The sequence below is a fragment of the Sphingomonas canadensis genome (assembly GCF_026013525.1).
GTDB lineage: Bacteria > Pseudomonadota > Alphaproteobacteria > Sphingomonadales > Sphingomonadaceae > Sphingomonas > Sphingomonas canadensis.
The window spans coordinates 338471-351001 of sequence record NZ_JAPDRA010000002.1 but is presented as its reverse complement, the minus strand read 5'-3'; the positions used below and the strand labels follow the sequence as shown (position 1 = coordinate 351001).

7 protein-coding genes are annotated in these 12531 nt (G+C 68.3%); 1 reads left to right on the top strand and 6 read right to left on the bottom strand.

What is annotated here, in order from left to right:
* Nucleotides 1–124 precede the first annotated feature (124 nt).
* Nucleotides 125–2569 carry a glycoside hydrolase family 3 N-terminal domain-containing protein gene (locus tag OM513_RS06675; RefSeq protein ID WP_264943373.1) on the top strand — a complete coding sequence of 815 codons (2445 nt, stop codon included), beginning with the start codon at nucleotides 125–127 and terminating at the stop codon, nucleotides 2567–2569.
* 75 nt (nucleotides 2570–2644) lie between these two features.
* On the opposite strand, the gene OM513_RS06670 is transcribed toward OM513_RS06675, so the two are convergent.
* From OM513_RS06670 to OM513_RS06645, 6 genes are read right to left on the bottom strand one after another with little or no spacing between them, the layout of a single operon-like run.
* Entirely contained in the window at nucleotides 2645–4528 is a 1884-nt protein-coding gene (locus OM513_RS06670) for a glycoside hydrolase family 9 protein (RefSeq protein WP_264943372.1), read from the bottom strand.
* Between the two features lie 22 nt (nucleotides 4529–4550).
* The gene (locus OM513_RS06665; protein WP_264943371.1) at nucleotides 4551–6254 is read right to left on the bottom strand and encodes a glycoside hydrolase family 43 protein; all 1704 of its coding nucleotides are present in this window, start codon (nucleotides 6252–6254) and stop codon (nucleotides 4551–4553) included.
* Between the two features lie 20 nt (nucleotides 6255–6274).
* The gene (locus tag OM513_RS06660; RefSeq protein WP_264943370.1) at nucleotides 6275–7786 is read right to left on the bottom strand and encodes a tryptophan halogenase family protein; all 1512 of its coding nucleotides are present in this window, start codon (nucleotides 7784–7786) and stop codon (nucleotides 6275–6277) included.
* Between the two features lie 19 nt (nucleotides 7787–7805).
* Nucleotides 7806–9350 (bottom strand): tryptophan halogenase family protein, encoded by a 1545-nt coding sequence (locus OM513_RS06655; protein WP_264943369.1) that lies wholly within the window; start codon nucleotides 9348–9350, stop codon nucleotides 7806–7808.
* Nucleotides 9347–10816 carry a tryptophan halogenase family protein gene (locus OM513_RS06650; RefSeq protein WP_264943368.1) on the bottom strand — a complete coding sequence of 490 codons (1470 nt, stop codon included), beginning with the start codon at nucleotides 10814–10816 and terminating at the stop codon, nucleotides 9347–9349. Before OM513_RS06650 ends, OM513_RS06655 begins: the two co-directional genes overlap by 4 nt.
* A 9-nt stretch (nucleotides 10817–10825) precedes the next feature.
* Nucleotides 10826–12328: a tryptophan halogenase family protein gene (locus OM513_RS06645; protein WP_264943367.1), complete on the bottom strand. Its 1503-nt coding sequence runs from the start codon at nucleotides 12326–12328 to the stop codon at nucleotides 10826–10828.
* Nucleotides 12329–12531: the final 203 nt, after the last annotated feature.

The following is a 12531-nucleotide window of genomic DNA, read 5'->3' as shown; positions in this document are numbered from 1 at the left end:
GCAATTGCGTTGCCGCGCACGATCGCGCGCAGTCTCGGTTGACCGCCGCGAAGCGCCGCCTCTATAACTGATAGCGCTACCATAAGAACGGCGCCCCGCGCCGCGAGCCGAGGAGAGGAAATCGATGGACGTGTCCGGTCGCCGCCAGCCGGGGGCATCCGCCGCCCGCATCCGTATCGCTGCGCTTGCCGCGGTTGCCGCGATCGCGCTGTCCCCCATGATCGCGCCCGCGCTCCAGGCACAGAGTGCGAAGGCCGACGCCCGCGCCACCCCCGGCCAGCCGCTCTACAAGGACGCATCCCAGCCGGTCGACCTGCGCGTCGAGGACCTGCTCAAGCGCATGACGCTGGAGGAGAAGGTCGCGCAGATGGTGGCGGTATGGCTGGAGAAGGAGAAGATCCAGTCGCCCGACGGCGAGTTCGATGCGGCGAAGGCGTCGCGGAACTTCCCCAACGGCGTGGGCCAGATCGCCCGCCCCTATGACCGCCGCGCGATCACCCAGGGGCCGGCCGCAGGCGCCGCGGCGGGCACCGTCAACCGCGGCCCCGCCGATACCGCGCGCTACATCAACGCCGCGCAGAAATGGGCGGTGGAGAAGACCCGCCTGGGCATCCCGATGTTCATGCATGAGGAGGCGCTGCACGGCTATGTCGCGCCGGGCCGCACCAGCTTTCCGCAATCGATCGCGCTCGCCAGCAGTTGGAACCCCTCGCTGCTGGAGCGCGTCTTCTCGGTCGCCTCGCGCGAGATGCGGGCGGTGGGCGCCAATCTGGCGCTGGCCCCGGTGGTGGACGTGGCGCGTGATCCGCGCTGGGGCCGCATCGAGGAGACCTATGGCGAGGACCCCTATCTGGTCGGCGAGATGGGCCTGGCCGCGATCCGCGGGTTCCAGGGCGCCACGCTGCCGCTGGCCAAGGACAAGGTGTTCGTCACGCTCAAGCACATGACCGGCCACGGCCAGCCGGAGAGCGGCACCAACATCGGCCCGGCGAACGTGACCGAGCGCACGCTGCGCGAGGTGTTCTTCCCGCCCTTCGAACGCGCCGTGACCGAGCTGCCGGTGATGAGCGTCATGCCGTCGTACAACGAGATCGACGGCCTCCCCAGCCACGCCAACAAATGGCTGATCCACGACGTGCTGCGCGGCGAATGGGGGTTCAAGGGCGTGGTGCTGAGCGACTATTTCGCGATCCGCGAGCTCAACACCCGCCACAAGATGTTCGGGACCATCGAGGAGGCCGCGCAGCGCGCGATCGATACCGGCGTCGATTTCGAGACCCCGGACGGCGAGGCCTATAACACGCTCCCCGCGCTCGTCCGTTCGGGCAAGGTATCCGAGGACCAGATCGACATCGCGGTGCGCCGCATCCTGAAGATGAAGTTCCTCGCCGGCCTGTTCGAGAATCCCTATGTCGACGAGAAGGCGGCGGCGAAGAAGACCGAGACGCCCGACGCCGTGGCGCTGGCCCGCGAGGCGGCCCGTGAATCGGTGGTGCTGCTGAAGAACAGCAACGGCCTGCTCCCGCTCGACGCGGGCAAGATCAAGCGGCTGGCGGTGATCGGCACCCATGCCAAGGACACGCCGATCGGCGGATACAGCGATATCCCCACGCATGTGGTGAGCGTGCTCGAAGGGCTCCAGGCCGAGGGCAAGGGCAAGTTCCAGGTCGATTTCGCCGAGGGCGTGCGCCTGACCAAGAGCCGCGTCTGGGCCGCCGACGAGGTCGAGCTGGTCGATGACGCGACCAACGACAAGCTGCGTGCCGAGGCGGTCGAGATGGCCAAGGGCGCCGACACGATCGTGCTGGTGCTGGGCGACAACGAGCAGCTCAGCCGCGAGGCATGGGCCGACAACCATCTGGGCGACCGCAACTCGCTCGACCTGATCGGATCGCAGAACCAGCTCGCCAAGGAGCTGCTGGCGCTGGGCAAGCCGGTGGTCGTGGTGCTGCTCAACGGCCGCCCGCTGTCGGTCAACTATCTGGCGGAGAACGCCCCCGCGATCGTCGAGGGATGGTATCTGGGCCAGGAGACCGGCAACGCGATGGCCGATGTGCTGTTCGGCCGATATAATCCGGGCGGCAAGCTGCCCGTTTCGATCGCGCGCGACGTGGGGCAACTCCCGATCTTCTACAACTACAAGCCCTCGGCGCGGCGCGGCTATCTGTTCGCCGAAACCTCGCCGCTGTTCCCCTTCGGCTTCGGGCTCAGCTACACCAGCTTCGACATCTCCGCGCCCGCGCTGTCCTCCGCCACGATCGGCGTGAGCGAGAGCGTGACCGTGAAGGTGGACGTGACCAACACCGGCGCCCGCGCGGGCGACGAGGTGGTGCAGCTCTACGTCCGCGACGATCACGCCAGCGTGACGCGGCCGGTGAAGGAGCTGAAGCGCTTCCAGCGCGTGACGCTCCAGCCGGGCGAGAAGCGCACGGTGAGCTTCACGCTAAATCCGCGCGATCTCAGCTTCTACAACGTCGACATGCGCCGCGTGGTGGAGCCCGGCACCTTCACCATCTCCGCCGGCGCGGATTCGGCGACGCTGAAGAGTACCACGCTGACGGTGGAGTAACCGCCCGGCGCCCCGCCCCTTCCGGCTTTCCGGGAGGGGCGCGGGCGGCGGCCGGCTACGCGCCCGGCCGGCGGGTCACTCCGGCTTCGCGGCAGCCTCCGCATCCAGCCATGCCGCGGCCCACACCAGCGGCGCGTTCCAGTTGATCGCCACCTCGTTCAGCGCATAGGCGCTGATGTCGTCGGCCCAGCAGCGCATCGGCGCGCAATTGCCCTTCAGCTTCTGCGCCACCGGATCGGACATGCTGCTGTTGTTCGGCCCGCCCGAAAGCACGCCCGGCGGCGGCGGAGGCAGCGAAACATCGGCCGAGGGCGCCCAGAAACGGTGGTGCGGGTTCGCCATCGCGCGGATACCGAAGCCGCTGACGAACGATATGTCCAACGGGTTGCGGCCGAGAAGGAAGTCGATCGCGTCGATCACGCCATCGCGATATTTCTTCTCCCCGGTCAGGTCGCCCGCGACGCCAAGGATCATCGCGCGGTTTAGGATCGACGCGGTGGACCCCCAGGGCCAGGATGCGGTGGCAAAGGGGATGCGATAGCCGGTCGCGTCGCGCTCCTTCAGCCAGCCGTCCGCGGCGGAAAAGAGCGCGGCGCGCAGCCGCTTCGTCTCCTTCCCTGACAAGCCGGACGGCACCGTCGCCAGCGTGATCGCGCCGAGCGGCGCGGTGCGGGGCCAGCCGGGCTCGGTCACGGGCGCGGCGAAATGCTTCGATCTGCGGACCACCTCGCCATAGAGCTGCTTGCCCGTGGTCGCGTAGAGCTCGGTTGCTGCCCAGAAGAACTCGTCCGACACGTCGCTGTCGCCATAGCCGCCGCTGCCGTCGAACGAATTGGTGGCATAGATTTCCGGGTTGCGCAGCGCCGCCGCCCAGGCGCGCTCGGACGCGGCCAGGCACCGTGCGGCGAAGGCCGCGTCGATCCCGCGCCAGATCCGTGCGCACTGGGCCGTCACCGCCGCCAGGTTGAGCGTCGCCGCGGTGGTAGGCGGATACAGCAGCCGATCCTGCGTGTCGCGATGCGGCGGCGTGGGCAATGCGGTCCAGTGGCGGTCGGCCACCTTCTGGTGCGCCATCCCCGAAGCGTCGATCGTCGCGAAATCGGGCGGCGTGGTCATCCAGACGGGCTGGCCCGGCGACGCGGGCTTGAACGGCCCCGCGGGCACGCTGGCGCGCGTCCCCTCCGGCACCTGCATCTTCAGCAGGAACTCCAGCTCGAACCGCGCCTCGTCGAGCAGGTCGTTGACGCCGTTTCCCGCCTCCGGGATCGCGGCGCTGCCGTCGGCGAAGGGCGCCGCGCCCCGCGCCTGGCCGCGCTCATAGGCGTTGAGCAGCGTCCACACCGATATGCCGCCGTTGACGACATATTTTCCCTGGTCGCCCGCGTCATACCATCCGCCCGCCAGCTCCCGCGAATAGGAGCAGCCGGGCCATTCCAGCCCGCGCATATCCTTGCCCCTGAAGCAGGCGGCGGTCTCCCCCGCGTGCCCGGCGGGGCGCGCCCAGCGCTCTCCCACCAGCCGCGCCTCGATCGGCACGCCCGCCCGCTGGTGGTAGAAGAAGGCCAGCGCGTCGAGCGCCAGCCGCCCGCGCGCGCCGCAGGCGATGGTGAAGGGCCGGCTCAGCCGCTCCCCGGCCTTCAGGCGATAGCCCGTCCCCGGCGTGGCGAATCCGCCGAAATCGATGATGTGGACGCTCTCGCCCGCCTGCGCATCCGGCCCGAATACGATGGTGCGGCCGCTCAGCACCGGCTTCCCGCGCGCGTCGCGCAGTTCCCAGGCGATCGGATCGCCGGATTCGTCCGTTAGCATCGCGCGCTTGGGGCCTGCCGCCTCCAGCCCGGTCTGGTTCATGCGGATCGGGCTGACCGGCCCGCCATCGGCGCGCGGTTGGCCGGCCAGCGCCGGCAGGGCGAGCATTATGGCGAGTGCCAGCGGCGCGGCGGCTATCGATCGCTTCATGTTCCTCTCCCTTGTCGCGGGCCTATTCGCCCGATCGCGCGAACACGCCAAAAACCGCGCCCACGAATCCGCCTGCGGACTTGGTACTCAGCGGGCGGGCGTCCAGGCTGCCCAGACCAATCCAATTTGGTTTGTTTCTCTGCCCATGATCATCCAGGTAGGCAAAGCGATAGCTCTCGCCGTCGCTGTCGATACGCAGCCGGACGGGCTCACCCGCAGGAATGGCTAGCGTGCGCGGCGCGCCGAGCGCCAGCCCGGGCGGCTGCTTCCCGCCGGTGCGCGAGAGTACCGAGACCTGGAGCCCGCCGCCGCGCGCCGTGACCGCCAGATAATACCAATATTCGTCGTTCTGGAGCACGGCGATCCCGGCGCTGTCGCCATCCTTGCGGGGGTGCAGCCGCACCTCGGTCTCGGCACTGGCCATCATATGCTGCTGGCGCCGCGCCAGGAACGAGGGGTTGCCGAAATCCGCCAGCCCCACCGGCCGCACGTCGAGCACAAGCGCGCCCCTTTCGAGGCGGAACCAGTTCCCCTGCGGGTTGCGCATCATCATCCAATAGGGCGGCAGCGCAGCCCCATCGAACTCGTCGCGCACCGTGAAGGGGCCGCTGGCGGGCACCGCTGGCGTAGGCGCGGCGGGCAGCCCCTTGCGATCGGCGAAATAGGGGATGGCCTGCCCCGGCCGGGTGATGACCGGCCATCCGTCCACCCATTCCACCGGCATCAGGAACGTCTCCCGCCCGGTGTTGTAATGGTCGCCCTCATAGGGCCGCACCGCGAGGAAAGTGGCCCACCAATCGCCCGCGGGCGTGGTCACCAGTTGCGCGTGCCCCGCCGAGGTGATCGGCATCGCCCGGTCGCGCGGCAGATCGCGCTGGGTCAGGATCGGGTTGCGCGGGCCGGGAACATAGGGACCGGTCACGCTCTTCGACCGCAGGATCACCTGGCTGTGCCCCTCGGCGGTGCCGCCCTCCGCGCAGCTCAGATAATACCATCCGTCCTTGCGGAAGATGTGCGGCCCTTCGATCCAGATCGGCTTCGTGGCGATGTCGACGCCGCCGTTCACCAGCATCTGGCGCGGGCCGATCGTGCGCAGCTTCGCCAGGTCGAACTCCTGGATCCAGATCGCGCGATGCCCCTGGTAGAGCGGCGTTCCCTCCGGCGGGCCATTGTTGACGATCCAGGTGCGCCCGTCCGCGTCGAAGAACAGCGAGGGATCGATGCCCCCCTCCAGATCCGGCAGCCAGACGGGATCGGACCACGGCCCCGCCGGATCGCGCGCGGTGATCACGAAGTTCCCGCCGCAATCGACGCAGGTGTTGAGGATGTAGAAGACGCCGTCCTTGTGGCTGATCGCGGGCGCGAACACCCCGCGCGACAGGCCCAGCTTCTTGAAATCGAGCTGGCTGCTGCGATCGATCGCGTTGCCGATCTGGGTCCAGTGGACCAGATCGCGGCTGTGCCACACGGGGATGCCGGGGAACCAGGCGAAGGTGGAATTGACCAGGTAGAACTCGTCGCCAACGCGCGTCACGCTGGGGTCCGGGTAGAAGCCCTGCAGCACCGGATTGGCATATTCTCCCTGCCCGGGCCGCCCGGCCGCATCGTGCGGATCGCGCCCGCTATATTCGAACCAGTCGAACGAGGCCCAGGCCCCGGGCGATGCCGGAACCTGGGCCTGCGCCTGCGGGGCCAGCAGGAACGAAGCGACAGCCAACGCTGTCATCCTATGCGGGAACGCGCGCATCATGCCGCCTCCGCCGCGCAGTTCTGGCGGATGAACTCGCGGTGCGCGGGCATGTAATCCGCCGAATTGGCGATCGCCTGGCGGATATGCGCCAGCCGGTCGCGCGTCTCTTCCAGGCTCATCACCTCGGCGACGGGATCGAAGCCCTTCGGCTGCATGAGTTGCCCGAACATCACCGCGAACCAGCTCGTGTCATTGAACAGCTCCTCATTCTCGCGGAACACGCGGCCGTGCTCGCGATAGACGCGCATCTTCTCCGCCAGCCGTTCGGGGATCTCCATCGTGCGGCAATAGTTCCAGAAGGGGGAATCGGTCCGTTCGGTCGCATGATAATGGAGGATCAGGAAGTCCCGGATCTCCTCGAACTCGGTCAGCATGATGCGGTTGTACCGCTCGCGCCCGGCGGGGGCGAAGCCGCGATCGGGGAACATCGCCATCAGCCGGGCGATGCCGCTCTGGATCAGCCAGATGCTGGTGGATTCGAGCGGCTCCATGAAGCCAGAGGCAAGTCCGATCGCGACGCAGTTCTTCTCCCAGAAGCTGTTGCGGTGGCCGGTGGTGAAGGGAACGGTGCGCGGCTCGGCCAGCGGCTCGCCGTCCAGGTTGGCGAGCAGGATCGCGGTCGCCTCGTCCTCGCTCATATAGTCCGTCGAGAAGACATGGCCGTTGCCGATGCGGTGCTGCAGCGGGATGCGCCATTGCCAGCCGGCACTGTGCGCCGTCGATCGCGTGTAGGGCGTCCAGGAATCGACGCTGGCGCAGGGCACCGCCACCGCGCGGTTACATGGCAGCCAGTGCGACCAATCGGTGTAGCCCGCCTTCAGCGCCTGTTCGATGATCAGGCCGCGGAAGCCCGAGCAATCGATGAACAGCTCGCCCTCCACGGTGGCGCCGTCCTCCATCGTCACCGATTCGACGAAGCCGTCGGTGCCGCGCAGATTGACGCCGGTGATCCTGCCCTCACGCCGCACCACGCCGCGCTCCTCGGCGTAGCGGCGCAGGAAACGGGCGTAGAGCCCGGCATCGAAGTGGAAGGCATAGGCGATGTCGGACAGCGGCGAATTGCCCGCGTCGATCGATCGCATGAACTTGTCCATCTGCCCGGCCTTGGCCTGGAGCGACCATTCGTCGATGTCCGGCGCCTCACCCGCCTGGTGCATGCGCAGGAAATAGGCGTGGAAGGAAACGCCTCCCATATCAAGGCCATAGCGGCCGAAGGGGTGGAAATACCGGTGCCCGATCCGGCCCCAGTTCACGAACTGGATGCCCAGCTTGAAGCTGCCCCTGGTCTCGCGGATGAACTGGTTCTCGTCGAGGCCCAGCATGCGGTTGAAGGTCGCCATCTGGGGAATGGTCGCCTCGCCCACGCCGACGATGCCGATCTCGTCGGATTCGATCAGCGTGATCTCGCAATACCGGGTCGTCAGGATCCGCGCGAGGGTGGCCGCGGTCATCCAGCCGGCGGTTCCCCCGCCGACGATGACGATCTTGCGGATGCGGCTGTCGGACATTCCTGTTTTCCCCTGGATTTCAAGCGCCTGCGGTGACTTGCGGCATCGGCGCGGGCACCGTGGACGGGCAGTGTTTCGCGAGCCATTCGTGGTGGCGCGGCATGGCTTCGGCGGCGCGGGCGAAGGCGGCGCGGATGCGGTCCAGCCGGTCCTTGACCTCGGCCGGGTCGATCGCGTCGACCAGCCGGTCCCAGCGCCGCGGCATCACGCCCTGCCCCAGCATCACCGCGATCCAGCTCGATTCGGCGAACAGCTCGTCCTCATAGCGGAAGAAGCGCCCACCCTCGGCGAAGAGCGCCACCTTGCGCGCCAGCGTATCGGGCACCTCCATCTCGCGCACGCGGCGCCACAGGTCGCCGGTGCGGCGCTGGTTGGCGTGATAGTGGAAGATGATGAAATCGCGCACCTGCTCAAGCTGGGTGATGCTCAACCTATTGTATTCATTGCGTTCCACCGGCGAAAAACCGCGATCGGGGAACAGCGCCAGCAGCTTTGAGATGCCGGTCTGGATCAGGTGGATGCTGGTGGATTCGAGCGGCTCCAGGAATCCCGAGGCAAGGCCCAGCGCGACGCAGTTGCGGTTCCACACCAGCTTGCTCCGCCCCGCCTCGAACCGGATGACGAAGGGGTCGCGCAGCGGCTCCCCATCCAGGTTGGCGAGCAGCGTGGCGCGCGCGTCCTCATCCGATATGTCATTGGAACAATAGACATATCCGTTGCCCACCCGATGCTGGAGCGGGATGCGCCATTGCCAGCCGGCCGCGCGCGCGGTGGATCGGGTGAAGGGCGTGACCTCCTCCCCCGCCGAGGCGCTGGGCACCGCCACGGCGCGATCGCACTGGAGCCAATGCGCCCAGCTTTCGAAACCGGTGCCCAGCGCCTGTTGGATAAGCAGCCCCCGGAAGCCCGAGCAATCGAGGAACAAGTCGCCTTCGATGTTGCCGGAATTCTCCAGCTTCACCGACTCGATGAAGCCGTCCTCGCCGCGCAGCGCGACGTCCACCACGCGGCCCTCGCGCCGCACCACGCCGCGCGCCTCGGCATATTCGCGCAGATAGGCGGCGTAGAGCGAGGCATCGAAATGATAGGCATAGGCAAGCCGCGACAGCACCGAATTGGGATCGGCCACCGGGGGCAGATATTTGCCCGCGCGCATCGCCACCGCGCAGAAATTATAATCCTCGATCCATCCCGCCGCGCCGCTCTCATGCAGCTTGCGCCAATAATGGTGGAACTTCACGCCATCGAGATCGAAGCCGAATTCGCCGAAGGGGTGGGCATAGCGATGCCCCTCGCGCGTCCAGTCGACGAACTCGATGCCCAGCTTGATCGAACCGGCGGTGCGGGCCAGGAAATCGGCCTCGTCGATGCCCAGCAGCGCGTTGAAGTTGCGGATCGGCGGGATGGTCGCTTCGCCCACCCCCACCGTGCCGATCGCATCGGATTCGACGAGGGTGACCGAGACGCCCGCGCGGACCAGCTTGGCCATCGCCGCCGCCGCCATCCAGCCGGCGGTGCCCCCGCCGACGATCACCACGCTGCGGATCGGCCCGGATGCGGTCATGCGCGCACCCCGGCGGCGGCCAGCGCGGCGCCATGGCCGGGAAGCTGCTTCGCGGCCTGGAGGATCACCTCCCGCAGCCGCCCGAAATGCTGCATCAGCGCGGGTTCGGGAATGGCATCGGCCAGCGCGTCGTAGCGGCGCTGGCGCACGCCCTGGCCATCGAGCACGGCGATCCATTCGGGCCGGTCGAACAGCTCCTCGTCATAGACCGGCAGGCGCCCTCGGCTGGCATAGAGATCGAGCTTGTATTGCAGCGGATCGGGCACCGCCATCGCGCGGGCGGCATCCCACATCGGATCGCCCTTCCGCCCGTTGGTCTTGTAATGGAGGATCAGGAAATCGCGCGCGCGATCGGCCTCGGCCAGCTGGATGCGATCGAACTCCGCGCCCTCCGGCCCGTCCGCCGCATGCGGGAACAACGCGATCAGCCGCCGCAGCGCCGAATGGACGAGCTGGAGTGCGGTGCCGTGGAGCGGATCGAACAGCGCCGCCGCCGCCCCGATCGCCACGCAGTTGCGCCGCCAGAAGCTGGCCCGCCGCCCGAAAGCCACCGGCACCGGCGCCGCCCCGCCGAACGCCGCGCTGGCCGCCGCATCGTCGAGATGGGCGGAGGAATAGACCAGCGCCTCCCCCTGCCCGCGCGCCAGCGGCAGCATGCGCCGCCAGCCGGCATCGAACGCGCCGGAATGGGCATAGGGCGGCGGCACGCCCTCCGCCGCGTTGCTCCATTCGATCGCGCGATCGCACGGCAGCCATTGCGACCAGCCATCGAACCCCACGCCCAGCGCACCGCCGATCAGCAGCGCGCCCGGGCCGGTGCAATCGAGGAACAGATCACCCGCCACCTCCCCCGGCCCGGTTTCGATCGCCGCGATCGATCCATCCCCGGCCAGCCGCACCGCGCGCAGCGGCGCCGGATGCGCGGCCACGCCCGCCGCCAGCGCGCGATCGCGCAGCAGCGCCGCGAACCCCGCGCGATCGAGATGCAGCCCATATCCCAGCGCCGACAGCGGCGACCGGCGATCCGCGCTGGGCCGGGCGAAACGGCCCGATTGCGCGGCCACCGCCGCGAGCGAGAAATCGGCCAGCCGCACCTCGCGCCGCCCCGCGCGCAGCCGCGCGGCGAGATGGTGGAAGGCCACCGGCCCGATCGGCGCCCCGGTTTCGCCATGCGGCAGGAACCAGGTGACGCCCTCACCCGCCCATCCGCTGAAGGCGCCGCCCAGCGAAAAGCTGCCCCGCGCCGCGCGCATCAGCGCATCCTCGTCAATGCCGTTGGCGATCAGGAAGGCGGCGAATTCGGGCAGCGTCGCCTCGGCCGGGCCGAACGGACCCAGGCTGTGGTCCGGCCCGCCGGTTTCCACCAGCGTCACTCGTTCGCCCGCACGCGCATTGGCCAACGCCAGCGCGCTCATCCACCCCGCGACGCCGCCCCCGGCGATGACGATATCGCGGATATGCCCCATCCCGCGCCCTCAGGCCGCCGCGGCCGCGGCAAGCTCCGCGAGCGCCGCCTCATGGGTGGGGAAGCCATCCGCCATGGCAATATTGCGCGCCGTCATCGCGGCCATCGCCGCCAGAACCTGGTCCTCCGCCACCTTCTCCGCCAGCGGATCGGCGTGGCGGGGCAGGACGCGCTGGCCCAGGTAGACGGCCAGCCAGCTCGGCTCCAGGAACATGCCGTCGCGATAGTTCACCACCACGCCGCGTTCGCGGAACAACGCCATCTTATATTCCAGCGAATCCGGCAGCCGCATCGTGCGGCAATGGTTCCAGAAGTCCGAATCGTCGCGTTGGGTGGCGTGATAATGGAGGATGATGAAGTCGCGGACGCGCTCATATTCGAACGCCATCAGCCGGTTGAACTCCTCCGCATCGAGCGGGTCCCACGCCTGGGTGGGGAACAGATCGAGCAGCCGGCCGATCGCGAGCTGGATCAGGTGGATGCTGGTCGATTCGAGCGGCTCCAGGAAACCCGAGGAAAGCCCGATCGCCACGACGTTGCCCACCCATTGCCGCCTGCGCTTGCCGGTGACGAAGCGCAGCCGGTTCGGCTCCGCCATCGGCGGCGCGGCGATGGCGCCCAGCAGCGTCTCCAGCGCGTCCTCATCCGAAAGGAATCCGCTGGAATAGACATGGCCGTTGCCGCAGCGGTGCTGCAGCGGGATCTTCCAAACCCAGCCCGATTTCTGGGCGGTGGCGCGGGTGAAGGGGGCGATCCGCTCCTCGTTCGCGCAGGGCAGCGCGATGGCGCGATCGCACGGCAGCCAGTGCGTCCATTCCTCATAGCCGGTCTTCAGCGCCTGCTCGATCAGCAGCCCGCGGAAGCCCGAGCAATCGACGAACAGGTCCGCCTTCAGCTTCTCGCCATTCTCCAGCGTGACAGAGCGAACGAAGCCGCTCTCGCCCTCCAGCGCGGCATCGACGACCTTGCCCTCCTTGCGCTGCACGCCGCGCGCCTCGGCATATTCGCGCAGGAAACGGGCGTAGAGCCCCGCATCGAACTGATAGGCATAGTTGTAGCTGTTGAGCGGCGACGCGGGATCGGTGCCGGGATGGCGGAACCGGCCGCGCCGCGCCGCCTGGACCGGCAGCGAGAACGCCTCGAAATCCGGCACCGGCCCCCGCTGGCGCATGCGCAGCCACTGGTGATGGAACGGAACCCCGCCGATATCGCCGCCGAACGCGCCGAAGGGGTGGATATAGCTGTCGCCGATCCGGCCCCAGTTCACGAATTCGATGCCCAGCTTGAACGTGCCCTGGGTGCGCGCCATGAACTCGGCCTCGTCGAAGCCGAGCGTCGCGTTGTAATGGCGGATGTGCGGCACGGTGGCCTCACCGACGCCGACCGTCCCGACTTCGGCCGATTCGATCAGGCGAATCTCGACGGGCGTGCTGCCGAGCTTGTGCGCCAGCGCCGCCGCGGTCATCCACCCGGCGGTGCCGCCTCCCACGATCAGGATGCGCTTCACGAGCATCGGCTTTCCTCTCCCAGCGGAATTGTTAGCGCTCCCGTCCGGCGAGCGTCAACGCGGCGCAAACGGTCCTGCGGATATGGCAGCAGCAGCGCCATTTCGTTGCATATTCGACACGCAACGCGCCCGTTAATGGCCAATTTGTGACAAGATGGCTTGATCTCGGGCCCCGATCTCCATTAGCTACGCGCCTGATAAGCGAACAC